The organism is Stenotrophomonas sp. YJH_SMC_64, assembly GCF_059371375.1.
In genome coordinates this window covers 56,889-75,938 of the sequence record NZ_JCAFUN010000014.1, presented here as the reverse complement: position 1 = coordinate 75,938, position 19,050 = coordinate 56,889, and the positions used below count along the sequence as shown (strand labels likewise).

Annotated in this window: 12 protein-coding genes and 3 pseudogenes; 6 read left to right on the top strand and 9 right to left on the bottom strand. The window is 66.4% G+C overall.

Features of this window, described 5'->3' with window-relative positions; genetic code table 11:
* Nucleotides 1-36 precede the first annotated feature (36 nt).
* Together AC5P9L_RS15990 and dkgB are read left to right on the top strand one after the other, a co-directional pair.
* Nucleotides 37-1,251: an MFS transporter gene (locus AC5P9L_RS15990; protein ID WP_495230660.1), complete on the top strand. Its 1,215-nt coding sequence runs from the start codon at nt 37-39 to the stop codon at nt 1,249-1,251.
* A 125-nt stretch (nt 1,252-1,376) separates the two neighbouring features.
* Entirely contained in the window at nt 1,377-2,186 is an 810-nt protein-coding gene (dkgB, locus tag AC5P9L_RS15985; RefSeq protein ID WP_262101815.1) for a 2,5-didehydrogluconate reductase DkgB, read from the top strand.
* A 68-nt stretch (nt 2,187-2,254) separates the two neighbouring features.
* Here dkgB and AC5P9L_RS15980 read toward each other — a convergent pair whose 3' ends face one another.
* Nucleotides 2,255-4,000 (bottom strand): ATP-binding response regulator, encoded by a 1,746-nt coding sequence (locus AC5P9L_RS15980; RefSeq protein ID WP_262101816.1) that lies wholly within the window; start codon nt 3,998-4,000, stop codon nt 2,255-2,257.
* Between the two features lie 12 nt (nt 4,001-4,012).
* On the bottom strand, nt 4,013-4,444 hold the full coding sequence (locus AC5P9L_RS15975) for a hypothetical protein (protein WP_262101817.1): 432 nt from the start codon (nt 4,442-4,444) through the stop codon (nt 4,013-4,015).
* 270 nt (nt 4,445-4,714) lie between these two features.
* Between AC5P9L_RS15975 and AC5P9L_RS15970 the strand changes: the two genes are divergently transcribed.
* Nucleotides 4,715-5,491 (top strand): YdcF family protein, encoded by a 777-nt coding sequence (locus AC5P9L_RS15970; protein WP_262101818.1) that lies wholly within the window; start codon nt 4,715-4,717, stop codon nt 5,489-5,491.
* Here AC5P9L_RS15970 and AC5P9L_RS15965 read toward each other — a convergent pair.
* The 3 genes and pseudogenes from AC5P9L_RS15965 to AC5P9L_RS15955 all read right to left on the bottom strand — a co-directional run bounded on the left by AC5P9L_RS15965 (nt 5,454) and on the right by AC5P9L_RS15955 (nt 7,598).
* Nucleotides 5,454-6,155: an alpha/beta fold hydrolase gene (locus tag AC5P9L_RS15965; RefSeq protein WP_071305583.1), complete on the bottom strand. Its 702-nt coding sequence runs from the start codon at nt 6,153-6,155 to the stop codon at nt 5,454-5,456. The genes AC5P9L_RS15970 and AC5P9L_RS15965 overlap by 38 nt on opposite strands.
* Before the next feature lie 127 nt (nt 6,156-6,282).
* Nucleotides 6,283-7,048 (bottom strand): annotated as a pseudogene (locus AC5P9L_RS15960) (ATP-binding cassette domain-containing protein).
* 172 nt (nt 7,049-7,220) lie between these two features.
* On the bottom strand, nt 7,221-7,598 hold the full coding sequence (locus AC5P9L_RS15955; RefSeq protein ID WP_279915804.1) for a hypothetical protein: 378 nt from the start codon (nt 7,596-7,598) through the stop codon (nt 7,221-7,223).
* Between the two features lie 159 nt (nt 7,599-7,757).
* On the opposite strand from AC5P9L_RS15955, the pseudogene AC5P9L_RS15950 reads away from it, so the two are divergent.
* Together AC5P9L_RS15950 and AC5P9L_RS15945 are read left to right on the top strand one after the other, a co-directional pair.
* A pseudogene (locus tag AC5P9L_RS15950) lies at nt 7,758-7,986 on the top strand (transposase); the annotation flags it as partial.
* Nucleotides 7,987-8,670: 684 nt separating this feature from the next.
* Nucleotides 8,671-8,781: pseudogene (locus tag AC5P9L_RS15945) on the top strand (YbjQ family protein); the annotation flags it as partial.
* A gap of 28 nt (nt 8,782-8,809) precedes the next feature.
* Here AC5P9L_RS15945 and AC5P9L_RS15940 read toward each other — a convergent pair.
* Both AC5P9L_RS15940 and mgtE read right to left on the bottom strand, forming a co-directional pair.
* On the bottom strand, nt 8,810-11,530 hold the full coding sequence (locus tag AC5P9L_RS15940; RefSeq protein WP_279915803.1) for a bifunctional acetate--CoA ligase family protein/GNAT family N-acetyltransferase: 2,721 nt from the start codon (nt 11,528-11,530) through the stop codon (nt 8,810-8,812).
* A gap of 178 nt (nt 11,531-11,708) precedes the next feature.
* Nucleotides 11,709-13,079, bottom strand: coding sequence for a magnesium transporter (gene mgtE / locus AC5P9L_RS15935; protein WP_043034452.1), 1,371 nt, complete (start codon nt 13,077-13,079; stop codon nt 11,709-11,711).
* Nucleotides 13,080-13,423: 344 nt separating this feature from the next.
* Between mgtE and AC5P9L_RS15930 the strand changes: the two genes are divergently transcribed.
* Nucleotides 13,424-15,202: a monovalent cation:proton antiporter-2 (CPA2) family protein gene (locus AC5P9L_RS15930; RefSeq protein WP_005411591.1), complete on the top strand. Its 1,779-nt coding sequence runs from the start codon at nt 13,424-13,426 to the stop codon at nt 15,200-15,202.
* A gap of 168 nt (nt 15,203-15,370) precedes the next feature.
* Here AC5P9L_RS15930 and AC5P9L_RS15925 read toward each other — a convergent pair whose 3' ends face one another.
* Nucleotides 15,371-18,709 carry an ankyrin repeat domain-containing protein gene (locus AC5P9L_RS15925; RefSeq protein WP_274849963.1) on the bottom strand — a complete coding sequence of 1,113 codons (3,339 nt, stop codon included), beginning with the start codon at nt 18,707-18,709 and terminating at the stop codon, nt 15,371-15,373.
* Entirely contained in the window at nt 18,702-18,962 is a 261-nt protein-coding gene (locus AC5P9L_RS15920; RefSeq protein ID WP_005411593.1) for a YcgL domain-containing protein, read from the bottom strand. Before AC5P9L_RS15920 ends, AC5P9L_RS15925 begins: the two co-directional genes overlap by 8 nt.
* Nucleotides 18,963-19,050: the final 88 nt, after the last annotated feature.

Genomic DNA, 19,050 nt, shown 5'->3' with positions numbered 1-19,050 from the left:
GCACACTGCGCGCCTTCCTTCCCTCCGGAGCCGGCCATGATCCGTGGCATTCCCCTCGCCCTGCTGGCGCTGACCCTCGGTGCCTTCGCCATCGGCACCACCGAGTTCGTCATCGTCGGCCTGATTCCCACCATTGCCGCCGACCTTCAGGTCAGCCTGCCCTCGGCCGGCCTGCTGGTCTCGCTGTATGCCCTCGGCGTGGCCATCGGTGCGCCGGTGCTGACCGCGCTCACCGGCCGCGTGCCGCGCAAGTCGCTGCTGGTGGCGCTGATGGTGCTGTTCACCCTCGGCAACGTCATCGCCTTCCTGGCGCCGGGCTACACCTCGCTGATCGTCGCCCGAATCCTCACCGGCCTCGCCCACGGTGTGTTCTTCTCGATCGGTTCGATCATCGCCACCGCGGTGGTGCCGAAGGAGAAGGCCGCCAGCGCGATCGCCATCATGTTCACCGGCCTCACCGTGGCGCTGGTGACCGGGGTGCCGCTGGGCACCTTCATCGGCCAGCACCTGGGCTGGCGCGCCACCTTCCTGGCGGTGGCCGCTCTGGGCGTGATCGCCCTGCTCGGCGCGCTGCTGTTCGTGCCGCGCAGCGTGCCGCAGAGTGCGCCGGCCAGCTTCCGCCAGCAGCTGGCCGTACTCGCCCAACCCCGCCTGCTGCTGGTCTATGCGATGACCGCGCTGGGCTACGGCGGCACCTTCCTGGCCTTCACCTATCTGGCGCCGATCCTGCAGGACGTCACCGGTTTCTCCGCCAATGTGGTCAGCCTGGTGCTGCTGGTGTACGGCGTGTCGGTGGCAATCGGCAACCTGTGGGGCGGGCGCATGGCCGACCGCATGGGTCCGGTGCCCGCACTGAAGCGCATCTTCGCCCTGCTGGCCATCGTGCTGTTCGTGCTCACCTTCACCGCCTACAACACCTGGCTGATGCTGCTCACGGTGCTGGCACTGGGTGCGGTGGCGTTCGGCAACGTGCCCGGCCTGCAGGTCTACGTGGTCAAGCAGGCGCAGCGCTATGCGCCGCAGGCCACCGACGTGGCCTCGGGGCTGAACATCGCCGCCTTCAACATCGGCATCGCGCTGGGCGCCTCGCTCGGCGGGCTGGTGGTGGAGAACATCGGCCTGATGCACACGCCGTGGCTGGGCGCGCTGGTGGTGGTGGGCGCGTATGCATTGACCGTGCTCAGCGGCCGCCTGGACCGCCGCGACGGCATCGATGACCGCGCCGATGGCATCGCCGTGGCCGCGCATTGAGATAAGTCATGCCGTGCCGGCGCCCTGCCGGTACGGTGGTGCAATGCACCGTTGCCGGCACGCATGCGGCCACTGGCCTACCCTTTGCCGGATATTCGCATCCCTCCCCTTTGCTGGAGCTCCCCATGACTGTCCCCGCCTTCGGTCTCGGCACCTTCCGCCTCAAAGACCAGACCGTGATCGATTCCGTGCGCAATGCGCTGGATGTCGGCTACCGCGCCATCGATACCGCGCAGATCTACGGCAATGAAGCCGAGGTCGGCCAGGCCATCGCCGATTCCGGCGTGCCGCGCGAAGAGATCTACCTGACCACCAAGGTCTGGATCACCGAGTTCAAGCGCGAAGCGCTGCTGGCCAGCCTGCGTACCAGTCTGGAAAAGCTGCGTACCGATCATGTGGACCTGACGCTGATCCACTGGCCGTCGCCGAACGACAAGGTCGACGTGCCGATGGAGGAGTACCTGACCGCACTGGCCGAGGCCAAGGCACAGGGCCTGACGAAGGAGATCGGCATCTCCAACTTCACCATCGCACAGACCCGCAAGGCGATCGAGATCCTCGGCGCCGATGCGATCACCACCAACCAGATCGAGATCCATCCGTACCTGCAGAACCGCCTGCTGGTGAAGTTCCTGCAGGACAACGGCATCCACATTACCGCCTACATGAGCCTGGCCTATGGCGAGGTGATCAAGGACCCGGTGATCCAGGCCATTGCCGGCCGTCACCAGGCCACGCCCGCGCAGATCGCACTGGCCTGGGCACTGCAGCAGGGTTACTCGGTCATTCCGTCTTCGACCAAGCGCGAGAACCTGTCGGGCAACCTGGAAGCGGCCGCGATCCGCCTCACCGACGAAGACATGGCGCAGATCGCCAAGCTGGATCGTGGGCACCGCCTGGCCAACCCGGAAGGCATTGCGCCGGCCTGGGATTGAGGCCCTGTTGTTGTAGAGCCGAGCCCACGCTCGGCTGCCGTCTCCCTGGAGCCGAGCATGGCTCGGCTCTACAGACTGGATCCCCGAGGCGCCACCTCGTGCAGCATCCGCAGCACCTCGTGCACATCCAACGGTTTGCACAGGAAGCCGGCGGCGCCCATTGAACGCGCCCTCTCGATGACCTGCAGACGCGTGTCCGCGCTCATCACCAGGATGGGCGGACCGTCCGTTCTGGAGCCGACCGCTTCAAGTATGTCCCAACCGCTGCAACCCGGCATATGAAGGTCCAGCAGCACCACGTCTGGCGCAAGCGACGCCACCGCAGCCTGCGCATCGCGCCCGTCGTGCCGGCAACTCAGTCGATGACCTGCACATTCCATCAGCCGCTCGACCACCTGCCGGTTGGTTTCCACATCCTCGAACAGCAGGCAATGCAGGGATCGTACCGACGCCGCATGTGCCTTGAACACCGCCTCAAGCGAAGGTGATGCTGCCTCGCCGATCACGGCAGGAGCGGTGAAGCACCACTGGAACGAGGCGCCACCCCACGTGCTGCGGCCCACCTCGATCGTCGCGCCCATGGCATCGGAAATCAGTCGCACGATGTAGAGCCCAAGCCCAACCCCCTGCTCGCAACGGGCATCGCCCTCGCTCACCTGGACGAAGGGGGAGAAGATCGCCTCCTGGTCGCTCTCGTCGATACCGCACCCGGAGTCGGAAACGGTCACCCGCACCTGCCATTGCTCACCGATGCGGGAGGCGTCAATGGACACGCGGGTCTCGCCCCCCACCGGGCTGAACTTGATCCCGTTGCAGACAAGATTGCTGATCACCTGTTCGACCCGGCCTGCGTCAACCAGCATCCACACTGCGGGATCGCAGTCCTCCACCGTCAGCAGTACACCTTTCTCCGCAGCAGCCGGTGCGCAGCTTTCCTGCATCGCATCGAGCGCGGACGCCAATGAACAGGGTTGAGGACGAAGCCGCAGCGTTCCACCCTCGATGCTGGCCACATCGAGGACATCATCAATGCGATGCCGCAGCGCTCTTGCCTGCCGGGCCACCAACGCAAACGAACTGCGCTGCGCCGGCGTCGCGGCGTCCATGTCCAGCAACTGGATGCCATTGATGATGGCATTCAACGGCGTCCTCAGCTCATGGCTCATCGTTCCGATGAACCGCCCCTGGGCCTCGCGCGACGCGACGGCACGGAGCGCAATATCGCGCATGGCCGCAACCATGGAGGCAACCACGGCCGGCAGCAGGATCGTCAGCGCCAGGGCATAGGCCAGGTAGGCAGGTCGCGAGATCCAATAGCCCTCCGGCGCGGCCCACAGCAGCCCCAACGCCGTTGCAGCGATGGCTGGCGCGATCGCCCTCCGCCCGTAGGCAGCCGTCGCCGCGATCACCAGGAAGGGCAGCGTTGCATTGAGCGTCATCAGAAGAATGAAGGCTGCATCGACCTGCACCGTCACCATCACCAGGCTGAGGAGCAGGCCCACCGCGTCGCGCCATGCCACACCGCGATCCTTATGGAGGTTCACCCATGCGGCCCATGCCACGGACGCAACAAGCAGCGCAATCGACGCAGGCAGCACCTTCGCCGCCTCGTTGGCCAGCACGGGTTGTGGTCCATCCATCCAGAGCCAGCACCACAGCACGGTCAGTGCCTGCAATACCACTCTGGACAGGCTGGCACGCGGCTCCTGCAGCCAGGACAGCAACAGCGCAAGTCGTTTCATTTCCAGTGAGCGGGCCGCCTGAAGCAGTGCGTCGGGGCCAGGATCGAGCAGAGCAGAGGGTGCATGGGGCATGGCCGGACTCCTTCACCTGTGAGAAACGATGGAACGTTGCAGAAGGCGCTGCGCCGCTACCGCCAAGGCTTGGGAGCGGCGTCGTATGTGGTCTGCCGCCGCGCCCGATCGAAGGCACTCACCCAGGTCGTCGCACGCGCTGGCGATCAGCCTGCTGCCCAGCGCCGACGTGATGCTCTTGAGCGCGTGCAGGCGCGCCAGTTCTGCATCCAGATCGCTGCTGGGCGTACTCGCAGACTCCGCCCTCCACCGTGCTATCGCTTCGTCCAACGCAGCAACAAAGGACGGCAGCTCGCATGGTGACACCGCGGCAATCACCTTCAGCATTGAATGCTCGCCAAGCTCAGGGCGATCGGCGCCTGCCGCCTGCGTTCCCGCCATGCCACGTCGATCGATTGCGTGCATCTGTCTCCGCCATATGTCGCATGCGACCTGTTCGTGCATGTCGCTCCCGGCCAAATACGATTTCGTGCAGGGCCATTCGCGACAACGCATCTTCCCGATTCGCTACTGCATCCGCTCATGAATGAGAGCGAACAAACCCGGAAACCGCTCGGAAAACACGTATCCCAGCCCTAATCCAAGCAATACGCCGCCGAGAATGACGCCCGCTCTTGCGGAGGGTGACAGTCGCTTCAGATCCATGGCATCCAGCATCCACACAACGAAGGCCCCGCGCCATCGGAATTCATTCAAACTTTCCTGAGGTGCACTGTGCTGGCGTTTACCCTTCTTCTTCTGCTGGCATGTGCTGCACTGATCGCCACACGCCGATTCCGCACCGCGGCACTCCTGTCGGTGCTGCCCCTGATGGCCCTGTCCAGCGCAACGGGCCCGATAACGCAATGGATGCTCGACCGGGCCCAGGCCAGCGCTGCACTCACGACACCTGCAGATCGGCCGAAGACAACGATCGTGCTGCTGGGCGGTGGCATCGAGCACCATGCCGAGGGCTCCAGCCCGGGTCTGGTGGGGTACAGCCGATTACTGGTTACGGCGCAGCGCTATCTGCTCTGCCAGCAGAAGCACGAGACCTGCAGGGTGATCGTGAGCGGAGGTGCCTCACGAAACCGTAAGACCAGCGAGGCCAACGTCTACGCGCGCGAGCTGGCCCGTCTGGGTGTGCCGATGGATCGCATCGAGCAGGAGGATGCCAGCGCCAACACCTGGGAGAACGCCCGGAACAGCAGCGCGATGCTCCGCCACGATCCATCGCGCGTGGTAATCGTGACCTCGGGTCTTCACCTCAGGCGAAGCCTGCTCTATTTCCAGCATTTCGGCGTGATTGCCGAAGGCCTGCCCAGCGACCGGCTACGCGCTACGCCCGGATGGCTCCCCTCGGCCTTCAACCTGCTGCTGGCTGAGGTGATGTTGCACGAACGTATCGGCGTGCTTCGTTACCACGCCTACAACAGACTGGGGTGGAACGAACCACCGATGCCACCGATCCCCTTCAATCCACAGACAGCCACCCACGCATCGCCGCACTGACCTCGTCCGGCTTTTCCATCGGGGCCAGGTGCCCGCAATCGGGCACCACCACCAGCTGCGAGTGCGGCACCAGGTCGTGCATTTCCTCGCTCACCGCCAGCGGCGTGATGCGGTCGTTGGCACCGCACACGATCAGCAGCGGATCGCGGTAGCCCGCCAGCACGTCATGGCCGTCGCGCCGCTCCAGCGCACTCTGGCGCAGGAATACCTCCGCCCCCAGGCGGGCGGTCATGTCGCGCACGCGCTGCACCAGCACGTAGTCGTCCAGCCGTGAGGCGTCGATGTAGCTGCGCATCAGCACATCGCCGAAGCCATGGAACTTGCCAGGCAGGCGCACGCTGGCGCGCTGGCTACGCCGTTGTTCGGCACGTTCCGGTGAATCGGCGTGGATCGAGGTATCGATCAGCGCCAGCTGCAATACGCGCTCCGGGGCGATGCGCAGGATCTGCTGGGCCACGAAGCCACCCAGCGAGAAACCGGCCAGGGCGAAGCGCTCCGGTGCCTGTGCCAGCACGTCCTCGGCCACCGCCTGCAGGGTCTCGCCGCGGGTCTGGTCGCCTACGGTGCAATCGGCAATGTCGGCCAGGTCGGCCAGCTGTGCGCGCCACAGTTCAGCATCGTTGAGCAGGCCGGGCAGCAGCAACAGGGGGATACGGTCGGTCATGGGGGTATTGTCGCGCCGGTGCGGTGGTAGCGCCATGCCAGCGACCGCGCCAAGCGCGGCGACATGCCCCGGATGAAACAGGCGCGCCGGACCCGCGCCCGCTTCTGGATACCCTGTGGGACGCCAGTCAGACCGATGCCGCGACGCATTCCTCGGCGTCGGAAGCAGGCGCCGTCGACGCCCCACGCTGGGGCCGCACCTCCTGGACGATCCGCCCCTGCTCCATCACGTGCACGCGGTCGGCGCTGTTTATGGTCTCCGGCCTATGAGCCACGATCACCTTGATCAGCTCCATACGCTGCACGGCTTCGTTGACCAAGCGCTCGCGCATGACATCAAGATGGCTGGTGGCCTCATCTAGAAGCAGAATCCGTGGCCGGCGGTAGAGGGCGCGGGCCAGAATCACGCGCTGCTTCTGACCGCCTGAGAGCGAGTTGCCCATGTCGCCGATATGACCGTGGTAACCCATCGCCATCCCCGCGATCTCATCATGCACCGCGGCCATTCGAGCAGCTTCCTCAATGCGCTGTTCATCGAAGCCGCTATCGAAGCCGCTGATGTTGTCGACAATGCTTCCGACAAACAACTGGTCATCCGGGATCGCATCAAGCTCGCTGACCCGGGCGAACAGCCGCATCGAAGCGATCTCGTGCAGCGCTTACTACATGCCCGGAGCGCTCCAACGCATATCACTGCTGCAGCAGGTGGATGCGCAGCATCGTGTCCACCGCATACGGCGACTTACCCACGCGACCCGAACGCGGGTAATCTGGCTCGATCCGGGCCAGTAGTGCCTTTCATGGCGCTACCCAGTCCACCTCGTAAAGGAGAATCTCGCGCCGGGTCTGCTTGCGCTTGCCCAGACCCTGCGTATCGCCAAATGTCAGCTGCATGGATGGCTTCTCAACGTGTGCCTCTATTGTCTCTCAGGCCGCCGGCCAGCGGACAGCACTACCGAAGTAGTTGTTCAGAGCATCCGTAGATGCAGGTCATGAGGACGGCAAATCTCGCTCAGCCATCAGCGACCAGTGGACTAAGAATAAGCCAATCTATAGACAAATAACGTTATTCATCCCCCTCGACCTGTACATCGACCTTATCCCGAAAAATAACTGAAATTAAAGACAAGAGCAGAGCTGGAAGCCCCAAGAGAAGCACGAACGACAAAGGCGCACCGAACGACCATAGAGCGGCCGAAAACACGGCAGCCGAAACCCCAAGCAGCAGGAACGAGTACTTAATTTTCCCTATTAACAGGTAACTTGCCGTCGAACACATCAGCGAGAATGCGGCAACAAAAGCTCCAACCTCCTGAGGAACCTGCAAAGGCTCAGCACCCCGAAGCGCCGCCACCAGCATCAGCGCTGACGCAGACGCCATTGCTACCAGGGAAATAAAGTAGAACTTGCCATGCCGGCCATCAAATCCATCAGTAATCTTCATATCGACTCTCAATGGATCGCAGGGCGAAAGCCCCGCGATCCAGCTAATGATTGACCAGCGCTAAGGATGTTCTGAACAGCTCCCTGCGAACTGTGCAGCAGTGCCCGCCACAGACTGCCGCTTCGGGGGACACTACTGAGCCGCGTAGTGGAGTACATCATACGGCTGACACTTGGGGATGCGCAGGGCCTGGGCAAGCGCAAGCAGACCCGGCGCGTGATTCTCCTTTACGAGGTGGACTAGGTAGTGCCATGGAAGGCACTACTGGTCCGGATCGAGCCAGATTACCCGCGTTCGGGTCGCGTGGGTCGGTCGCCGTATGTGATGGAGACGATGCTGCGCATCCACCTGCTGCAGCAGTGATATGCGTTGGAGCGATTCGGGCATGTAGCAAGCGCTGCACGAGATTGATTCGATGCGGCTGTTCGAGCGGCTCACCAGTCGTTCTCAGGTCAAGATGCCCTGCATAACTCGCGTGGACTCCATGCCAAGCGTCGAGAAGGGCCATGACGATTGCTCTGGTCCATCAACTGCCGCATTGAAACCAATACGGACTTGGCGTCCTTGCAGGAATCAGCCGCAGCTGCAACTCAAGCGGCAACCTTGCAAAGTGATCATTTCGACTCGTGCTCTTCCCGAATCCGCTCGCGCCTGACGTCGGCATGCCTGGCTATCGCAATGACAACCGCTCCTATGAACAAGAACGGCAAGATCCGACCGTCTGCAGTTGCCGCCACCATAGCTAGGCAGCACACGCAGATGGCGAAGGTCTTTTCGTTGATACCTTGGATCCTCACAAATTTCCTCATGCCTGCAACATCGGGAAACATCCTCTTTCAATAAGGTCACGAAGGACCGCTGCCACGCAGTGGCGCAATGTAGCGTTGCTTCTTCGCTGAGTTGAAGAGCGAAATGCGTCAGTAGCCGCTTCTTTCCTTCTGGTGATTCAGTCACTCCTACGCAAGAGACACAGCAGGCGCCCGGTACGCCGACATGCGTGGACCACTCGGACGTCACTGGCGTAGGGTATAAGCCATCGTTGTAGTCAATATTCAATCGTTGAACGACTGACAGCAGCGCAATCATCAGCATGAGCTTGCTTTACGACGCCGCCGATGTGATGACTGGACTGACCGAGGTGCTGTGCTATGGCACGGCGGTGGAGGTGGACCCCTTGCGGTGACGTTGTCGAACCGGGCGCAGGCTCGGCTCTACAACGGGGTTTCGGGCACCTCGACCTGCTGCACCGGCAGCGTCACCACCATCACCGTCGGGTCGTCCGGATCGAGTTTGGTCTTGAAGCCCAGGCTCTGGCACATCGCCAGCATGGTGCTGTTTTCGCGCAGCACCTGGCCTTCCACCACGTCCAGGCCCAGCCACTTGGCGTACTCGATCATGATCGCCATCAACCGCCAGCCGATGCCGTGGCCCTTCAGGTCCGAGCGGATCAGGATGCCGTACTCGCCACGGTGGTAATCGGCATCGGCGTGCAGGCGCACCGCGCCAAGCATTTCGCCGCTGCGTGGTTCGATCGCCACCAGTGCGATCGAGCGTGCGTAATCGAGCTGGGTCAGGCGCGCGATGAACTCGTGGCTGAAATGCTTCACCGACTGGAAGAAGCGCAGGCGCAGGTCCTCGTCGCTGACACGGGCGAAGAATGCGCGGAACAGCGCATCGTCTTCCGGACGCACCGGACGCACGAAGGCGCGGCCGCCATCGGACAGTTCGATGGTGCGCTCCCACTCCTTCGGGTACGGGAACACCGAGAAGCGCGGATGACCGCGGCCCTTGTGCAGAATGCGCGACGGCGCCACCGCCACGCGTGCGTCGAGCGCGAGGATGCCCTTGCTGTCGACCAACAACGGATTGATGTCCAGCGTACGCACTTCGGGAATGTCCGCGGCCAGCTGTGCCAGCTTGACCAGCGCCAGCGCCAGTGTGCGCTCGTCGGCGGCGGGCACATCGCCATAGGCCTTGAGGATGCGCGAAGCCCGGGTATGGCCAATCAGCTCGTGGGCCAGGCGCAGGTCCAGCGGCGGCAACGCCAACGCCTTGTCATTGATCACTTCAACTGCGGTACCGCCACGACCGACCACGATCACCGGGCCGAACGTCGCGTCATCGGCGATGCCGACAATCAGTTCACGCGCCTTCGGGCGAACAATGGTCGGCTGCACCAGCAGGCCATCGATGCGGGCATCCGGCCGCAGCTGGCGTGCGCGCGACAGGATCGCGTTGGCCGCGCTCTGCACCGCCGGCAACGTGGACAGGTTCAGGCGCACGCCGTCCACTTCCGACTTGTGCGGGATGTCCGGTGACAGGATCTTCAGTGCGACCGTGGCACCGCGCTCGAGCAGCGGCTGCGCCAGGTCCATCGCCTCGTGCGCATCGCGCGCATGCATGACCGGTGCGGACGGAATGCCATAGGCCTTGAGCAGTTCATGCGTAGCCAGCGGGTCCAGCCACTGCTGGCCGTTGGCCAGCGCGGCATCGACCAGCGCGCGTGCGGCCGCCGCGTCGACATTGAAGTCCTGCGGCAGGCTGGGCGGCGTTTCCATCAGCGCGTTCTGCGCTTCGCGATAGCGCACCAGATGCTGGAAGCCGCGCACCGCTTCGGCCTCGGTCGGATAGGTCGGCACCCGTGCCGCGTTGAGCGTGGCGGTGGCCTGGTCATCGTTGCCCAGCCACACCGCGAATACCGGCTTGTCGCGATGGTGGCGCGGACGCAGGCCGAGCGTGCGGGTCAGCGCCTGCGCAGCGTCTGCAGACGAGGTGAATGCGGTGGGCACATTGACCACCATCACCGCGTCGTTCTCGTTGTCGGCCAGCAGCGCTTCAATGGCGGCGGCATAGCGGTCACCATCGGCGTCGACCACGATGTCGACCGGATTGCTGCGCGACCAGCCCTGCGGCAACACGGCGTCGAGTTTCTCGACCGTGCTGTCGGACAGGTTGGCCAGCGTGCCACGCAATGCAATGAGCTGATCCACGGCAAGGCGGCCGACACCGCCACCATTGCTGAGAATGGCCAGGCGACGACCGGGGAACGTCCCCAACCGGCCCAGCGATTCGGCAGCCGTGAACAGCTCGTCCAGCGCGCTGACGCGCAGCAGGCCGGCGCGGTTGAAGGCCGCACCGTACACGTCGTCGGTGCGGGCCAGGGCCTGCACATGGGTATCGCGGCTGCCCGGCTGCACGCGCTCGGCGCGGCCGGACTTCACCACCACCACCGGCTTGGCGCGGGCGGCGGCACGCGCGGCCGACATGAACTTGCGCGCATCCTTGATCTGCTCGACGTAGAGCAGGATGGCGCGGGTGCGGTAGTCGGTGGCGAAGTAGTCGAGCAGGTCACCGAAGTCGACGTCCATCGTGTCGCCCAGCGAGACCACCGCGGAAAACCCGACCGAGCGGGCCACGCCCCACTCCACCAGCGCGGCGGCAATGGCCGAGGATTCGGAGATCAACGCAAGATCACCGGCCTGCGGGAAGTGCGCGGCGATGCTGGCATTGAGCCGTGCGTGCGGTGCAATCACACCCAGGCAGTGTGGGCCGAGGATGCGCAGGCCATGCTTGCGCGCCACCGCCTCCACCTGCGCCGACAGCGAGCCCGGGCCTTCACCCAGGTGCGCGGTGAGGATGATTGCCGCCTGCACGCCGCGTTCGGCAGCGGTGCGCACCACCTGCGGCACGATCGACGCCGGCGCGGTGATCACCACCAGATCCGGCACCCAGTCCAGGTCCTTCAGCCGCTTCACGGTGCGGATGCCATCAATTTCGGCATGCCGCGGGTTGATCCACGCCACCTTGCCGGGGAAGCCGGTGCCGCGCAGGTTGCGCATCACCGCACGTCCGGCCGAGCGCTGACGCGGGCTGCCGCCGATCACCGCGACCGACTGCGGACGGAACACGGACTGCAGGTGGTAGGTACTCATGCGCCTACGGTAACCAAATTCCATGACGATGGGGTCAGATCCCTTTCCCCAGGAAAGGGATCTGACCCTTGCGTGACCCTTGCGTGCCGACCAAGGTCGGCAACTACCGGAGCACGCTGCTTCAGGGGTCCGAGCCCTTCGCTGCGCGAAGGGATCCGACCCAGTAAACGACCCCGGCCTACAACAGCGTGCCGTGCAGGATCATCGCGGCGATGCTGAAATAGATCACCAGCCCGGTCACGTCCACAAGGGTGGCCACGAACGGGGCCGAGGCACTGGCCGGGTCGAAGCCGAGCCGCTTCAGGATGAACGGCAGCATCGATCCGGACAGCGAGCCGAACGTGACGATGCCGATCAGCGCCGCGCCGATGGTGATCGCCAGCAGGATCCAGTGCTCGCCGTAGTCATGCAGGCCACCCAGCTGCCAGATCACGATTCGCACGATGGCCAGGCAGCCGAGGATCGCGCCCAGCACCATGCCGGTGGGCACTTCGCGCAGGGCCACCTTCCACCAGTCGCGCAGGCGCAGTTCGCGCAGCGCCAGGCTGCGGATCAGCAGCGAGGTGGCCTGCGAACCGGAGTTGCCGCCCGAACTCATGATGAGCGGAATGAACAGGGTCAGCACCACCGCACGCGCCAGTTCGTCCTCATAGTGCTGCATCGCGCTGGCGGTCAGCATCTCGCCCAGGAACAGCACGCTCAGCCAGCCGGCGCGCTTGCGCAGCATCTCGAAGAAACCGATCTGCATGTACGGCTTGTCCAGCGCTTCCATGCCGCCGAACTTGTGCGCGTCCTCGGTGGATTCCTCGATCAGCGCATCCAGTACGTCATCGACGGTGACGATGCCGAGCATCTGCTGCTGCGCATCGACCACCGGGATCGCCAGCAGGTCGTGGCGACGGATCAGCCGTGCCACTTCTTCCTGGTCCATCAGTGCGTCCACCGTCACCGGTGGATTGACCTGGGCCACGTCCAGGATCGACTCCTCCGGCAGGCCGGTGATCAGCCGGCGCATGGTCACCACCTGCTGCAGCTGCTGGCTGGCCGGCTCCAGCACGTAGATCGCGTACACCGTTTCACGGGTGCGCTCGACCTGGCGGATGTGCTGCAGGGTCTGCGCCACGGTCCAGCTGGCGGGTACCGCCACGTACTCGGTGGTCATCAGCGCGCCGGCGGTGTTCGGCGGGTAGCTGAGCAGCTTCTGGATGGCCTGGCGGGCGTCGGTGCCCAGCAGCGGGATCAACCGGGCGCGTTCTTCCTCATCCAGCTCATGGACGATGTCGGTGGCGCGGTCGTCGGCCATCAAGCCGAGCAGGGCGGCAGCGCGCGCCGGCGGCAGCGCAGCCACCAGTTCGCCGCTGCGGTGCAGTTCCGGCGCTTCCAGCATTTTCACTGCACGCGGCAACGGCAGCGCAGCCAGCGTTTCCGCGGCGCGGGTCAGTTCCAGCGTGTTGAGGAATTCCACCGCATCGGCGGTGTTGAAGTTCGCCAGCGGCGCGGCCAGTGCGGCGGCATCGGCCACCGGGCGCAGCAATTGCTTCTGGTTCATCGGGTTTGCCTTGTGGGGGTGCGACCTCGCGCAACGCCAACGCAGGCAAACCGTCCCGATGTCAGGCGGTGGCCATCGCTGGCGTCGAACGAGGTCGACTTCTACTGTCGCTGGACATGGGTTGGGGACTCCGGGATGCGTGTGCCGACGGACGCGCCGCCAGCGGCGGGCAGTCTGGACCCGTGGACCATGCAGGTCAACCCGGTCCCGCCGCGGCAGCACCCTGCCCGCAGGTTGTTCTCGTGCGTACACAGGCCGGCGCGCATAATGGCGCGGTGGTGTTCGCCACGCTTTTCCCAACCCGAACGGACGCACAGCGGCTCCCCCGATGACCAGGTATTCCCATGCATAGCGGTGGTCTGGAACTGGCGCTGGTGCTGCTGCTGGCAGCGGTCATCGCCGTGCCGGTGTTCAAGAAGTTCGGTTTCGGCGCGGTGCTGGGCTACCTGGCGGCCGGTGTGGTGCTGGGCCCGGACGGGCTGGGCTTCGTGCAGGACGCCGACCGCATCCTCGGCGCCGCCGAGATCGGCGTGGTGATGCTGCTGTTCGTGATCGGCCTGGAGCTGTCGCCGGCACGCCTGAAGGTGATGCGGCGCTCGGTGTTCGGCGCCGGTGCGGCACAGGTGGCGCTGTCCGGGCTGGTGCTGGGCGGCCTGCTGCTGCTCGACCACTTCCAGTGGAAGAGCGCGCTGGTGGTAGGTGTGGCGCTGGCGCTGTCATCCACGGCGGTGGGCCTGCAGCTGCTGTCCGAGCACAAGGCGATCAACAGCGACCACGGCCGGTTGGGCTTTGCCATCCTGCTGTTCCAGGACCTGATCGCGATTCCGCTGCTGGCGGCCATCCCGCTGCTGGGCGGGGTCAAGAACGAGACCCTGCGCTGGGAAGATGCGGCCGTGGCGCTGGGTGCGCTGGCGGTGGTGATCCTGTGCGGACGACCGGTGCTGCGCAAGGTGTTCAGCATCATCGCGCGCACCCGCAGCCCGGAAGTATTCACTGCCACCGCCCTGCTGGTGGTGCTGGGCACCGCCTGGTTCATGCAGGAAGCCGGCCTCAGCCCCAGCCTCGGCGCGTTCCTGGCCGGCGTGCTGCTGTCCGATTCGGAGTTCCGGCATGAGCTGGAAGCGCAGATCGAGCCGTTCAAGGGGCTGCTGCTGGGCCTGTTCTTCATCGCAGTGGGCATGGGCATCGACCTGGACCGCATCGCCGCCGAGCCGTGGCTGATCGCCGCAGGTGTCGGCATCCTGCTGGTGGTCAAGTTCAGCCTGCTCTACGCGGTTGGACGTGTCGCCCGGCTCAGCTCGCGGCAATCGCTGCTGCTGGGCAGCGTCCTGTGGCTGGGCGGTGAGTTCGCCTTCGTGGTGTTCAACGAGGCACAGCGCGCGCACCTGCTGGGCAACGCCAACCACGACCGGCTGGTGGCGATCGTCGGCCTGTCGATGGCGATCACGCCGCTGTTGATGATCGCGCTGCTGAAACTGCTCGGCCAGGAGAAAGCCACTCCGCGCGAGCCGGCCGAGGCCGACAAGGTGGCGCCGGACAACCGGCCCAAGGTGCTGATCGCCGGCATGGGCCGCTTCGGCCAGGTGATTGCGCGCCTGCTGACCGCGCAGAAGGTGCCGTTCGTGGCGCTGGAGGCGAACCCGGATACCGTGGCCGACCTGCGCCGATTCGGCAACCAGCTGTATTACGGCGACCCGACCCGGCCGGAGATGCTGCGCGCGGCCGGGGGCGAGCACATCGATGTGTTCGTGATCACCGTGGATGACCCGGAAACCAACCTGCGCGCGGTGCGCATGGTGCGCCGGCTGTACCCGGACGCGACGGTGCTGGCGCGTGCACGCAACCGTCAGCATGCGTGGCGGTTGATGGACATGTCGGCCGAGCCGTTCCGCGAAGTGTTCGGCACCAGCCTGGAGATGAGCGGCCGCGTGCTGACCGCGCTGGGCGTGGCACCGGACGTGGCCGAGCGCCACGTGCAGCGCTTCCGCGAGCACGATGAGCAGCTGCTGCGCGACCAGTACCTGGTGTACGACGACGAGGCGGCGGTGATCCAGACCTCGCGCGACGCACGCAACGACCTGATGCATCTGTTCGAGGCCGACGCGGAAAGCGACGGCAAGTAGGCGTGCCGACCAACGGTCGGCACCCACCACGGATTGCAGTAGTGCCGGCCGCTGGCCGGCAATCTCGCGTCCCCGGGGTTTCATGAGGTTGCCGGCCAGCGGCCGGCACTACCCACTGCGGATTCCGGCCGTAGATCCACGCCATGCGTGGATGTCGCAGACCTCGGCTCAACCGTTGTCGCGCAGGAACCGCGCCATCGACGAGACGCCCGGCACGCGCGGTTCAAACTCGCCGGCCACGTCGATGAAGCCACGCATCACCGCGATCTCGCGCGGGCTGCGGTTGAGGCTGTCGCGCGCCTCCGGATCGGCACCAGCGCGCAGCAGGCGCTGCACCAGCAGCGGCAGACCGTGCAGGGCCGCGAGGTGCAGCGGTCCGAAGCCGCGCGGATCACGCACCTCAAGGCTCACGTCTTCGTCCAGCAGGCGTTCCACTGCGGCCATCACCACCTGTTCGTCGCAGGCGGTGCCGGGCTCGGCGCGTGCGCCCAGCAGCAGCAGCAGCGGCGTGACCGCACCGGCCGCGGCCTGGTCCGGTTCGGCACCGGCCAGCAGCAGGGTGTCGAGCAGGGCGAGCAGGCGCGAGCGGTCGCGGGCACTGAAGCCATACAGCGCGGCACAGTGCAGTGGGCCCAGCTGCTGGGCGTCACCGGCGTGCACGTCGGCACCGGCGGTGAGCAGGCGGGCAACGATGTCCGGCAGGCCCAGCGCGGACGCCAGCATCAGCACGGTCACTCCGCCCGGCAGGCGGTGTTCCAGCTTCGCGCCAGCGTCGAGCAGGGCCGAGACGATGTCCACCTGGCGCATGCTGACCGCCGCCGACAGCGGCGTGGCACCACTGGCCGCTGCATGCTGCGGATCAGCGCCACGCGCCAACAACAGGTCGGTCACCGCCAGATGGCCACCGCCGGCGGCGCGCAGCAGCGCGGTGCAGCCCTGCGCATCAACCGCATCGACGGCGAAGCCCAGATCGATCAGGCGGCGTACCGCATCCACGTCACCGGCCATTGCGGCGGCCGGCAGATCGGACTCGCGCAGGGTGCGGCGCGGCAACGGCCACACCCGCCAGTCCAGCCAGTCGGCCAGATCGCGGCGACCAATCGACAGCGCCACGCCCAGCGGCGTCTGGCCATCGGCGGCGCGTGCTTCCGGCGAGGCACCGTGCTGCACCAGCAGCTTCAGCGCGCCTTCGCGGGCCAATGCGGTGGCCAGATGCAATGCGGTCATGCCATGGCTGTCGCGCGCTTCGCGATCGACGCCCGCCTTCAGCAGCGCCTGCTGCAGGCGCAGCCAGCCCAGGCGCACCGCCAGCGACAACGGCGGATCACCGGCCGGCGAAGCCGCGAACGGATCGGCGCCACGCTCCAGCAATTCCAGCGCCAGCTGTTCCAGGCCACGGGCGGCCTGGTCGTGCTGCGCACAGGCCGCCAGGAAGCGCGCCAGGCCACCGCGTCCGGCCGGCGACAAGCCACGCTGCAACATCACCTGCAACGCCGGCACCGCATCGATTCCGCGCGACAGCAACGCGAACATCGGCGTATCGGAACAGGCGTCGCGCACGTAGGGATCGGCGCCGTGGCCCAGCAGCCAATCCACCGCGCGCGGCTCCAGCGCCAGCTCGGGGTCGAGCAGCAGGCCGCCCAGTTCTTCCGGCTGGCACAGCTTGGCCAGCGCGGCCATGCCTTCGGTGTTGCCGAAGCCCAGCGCCTCGCGCAGCAGGGTCAGCGGCGGGCGGTCCGGCAGCAGGCCGCTGGCACTGGCGGCTTCGCCACGCTCGGCCAGGCCGTCACTGACCGCGGCCGGCAACGGATAGGACGGATCCAGCAGGGCGACAATCGCCCAGCGCCCGGCTTCGGCAGCGTAGTCCACTGCACGGCGACCGACCGGATCGGTCGCGTCGGCGGCGATGCCCAGCTCCACCAGGCGCTTGACCAGCAACGGCGAGACATCCTCTGCCATCACCGCCAGCTGCACTGCGTTGCGCCCTTCGCCGTCGACGGCAACCAGGTCCGGCTTGTGCGGCAGCAAGTGTTCGACCACCGCGGCGCGCCCGGCACGGGCGGCTTCCAGCCAGGGCGTACGCCCCAGTGCATCGCGTGCTTCCAGGTTGGCACCGGCGGCCAGCAGCACGCCGATGATTTCAACGTGGCCGGCCAGCGCCGCCTCGTGCAGCGCGCTGCGGCGCTGGCGATCACGCGCGTCGGCACGCGCCTTGTGCTTGAGCAGCAGCTGCACGCCAGCCGGATCGTCGTCTTCGGTGGCGGCGGCGGCCAGCAGCACCGGGGTGCCCTCTGCCGGTTCGCTGCGCGCACCGCGTTCGAGCAGGAAGCGGGCCAGACGCCAGTTGCCGACCTGGCAGGCCACGGCCAGCGGCGACCAGCCCTCGTTGTTCAACGCATCGACTTCGGCGGCGGCATCGCGCAGCAGCGCGGCCACGCCCGGGTCGGAACTGCGCGCGGCATGGTGCAGCGGGGTGTTGCCATCGCTGTCGGTGGCACGCGAATCGGCACCGTTGGCGAGCAGGGTCATCACGGCTTCGGGGCGGCCATGCCAGCTGTCGCGGGTGGCGGCCAGCAGCGGGGTCATGCCCCGGTGCGGCGCGTTCACGTCAACGCCGCGGGCAATCAGTTCGCGCAGCAGGCGCAGGTCCGGCAGCACCGCCGCCAGCACCGCCAGGCTGCGCTGGTCGCGCCAGTTCGGGTCGGGCAGCGCGTACGGATCGGCGCCGGCCTGCAGCAGCTGCAGGCCGCGGTCGATGCGGCCGTGGCGGGCGGCTTCATACAGGGCCGGGGTCAGCTCCTGCGGAGCCATCGCCTCCAGCGGCGCGGTCTCGGCCGCGGCAGCGAACATCGGTTCGTGTTCTGCGCTGGACGTCGCCATCGGGCTGGGTCGCAACGACACCAGCGGCGCCGGCGCGACCCGCTGCAGCAGCAGGTGCAGCATGGGAGACACCACCACCACGGCCAGCGCAGCGGGCCAGCGGGCGCTCTCCGGCAGCAGTCCCGGCCAGGCCGGCAGCACCACCAGCGCGGCCAGCGCGATCACCAGCGCCGCCACGCCGAGACCGCGCCAGGCGGTCAGGTCGCGACCGGCCAGCGCCTGCCAATGATGGGCCAGGCGGCCATCAAGCCGTTCGACATCGTTCCACAGCGGCCAGGTGCGCCAGGCAGCGAGCAGGCCGGCACTGACCAGCACGCTCAGGCCCAGCACCGCCGCAAGGCTGCCGCTGTCACGCAGCGCCGCCAGCGGCCAGGCCAGCAGCAGCGCCAGCAGCAGCGGTGCGGCCGCCCACAGTGCCAGCAGCGCCGGCAGGTCCTGGCGTGCAACCACCTTCAGCGGCAGCAGCGCACGGCTGCGCCGCCACCACGATACGCCCAGCGCGAACGCCGGTTGCGCCAGGGCGGCGAGAATGGCACCGGCAACGCCGCCCACGGCAGCACCCAGTGCCAGCACGGCGCCCACGGCGAAGGCGATCGACAGGGCGCGCGGACGGGAGGCGTCAGTCATAGTGGCGCGGCATCAGGCTGGCCACCGACGGCGGCACCTGCAGGTAGAACCCGCGCTCGCTCATGTCACTGCGAACCTTGTCCGGGTCGGCCTGGGCCAGGCGACGCTGGGCATCCAGGGCCACGTCCAGGACGAAGGTGAGCGCACCCAGCGAGGTGAGCAGCGGCGCAGGCAGCGCGCTGAAATCATCGCGTCGGGGAACGTAGACGTAGGTGTCAGGCTTGAGTTGGCTTTTATAGACGTAGGCGTGCATGTCCGCGGGACGATAACCCGGGAAGAGCCATGATTGTGTCGGAAAGCCGACACCGGGGAAAGCCGTCGGCCGACGATGGCGGCGTGAT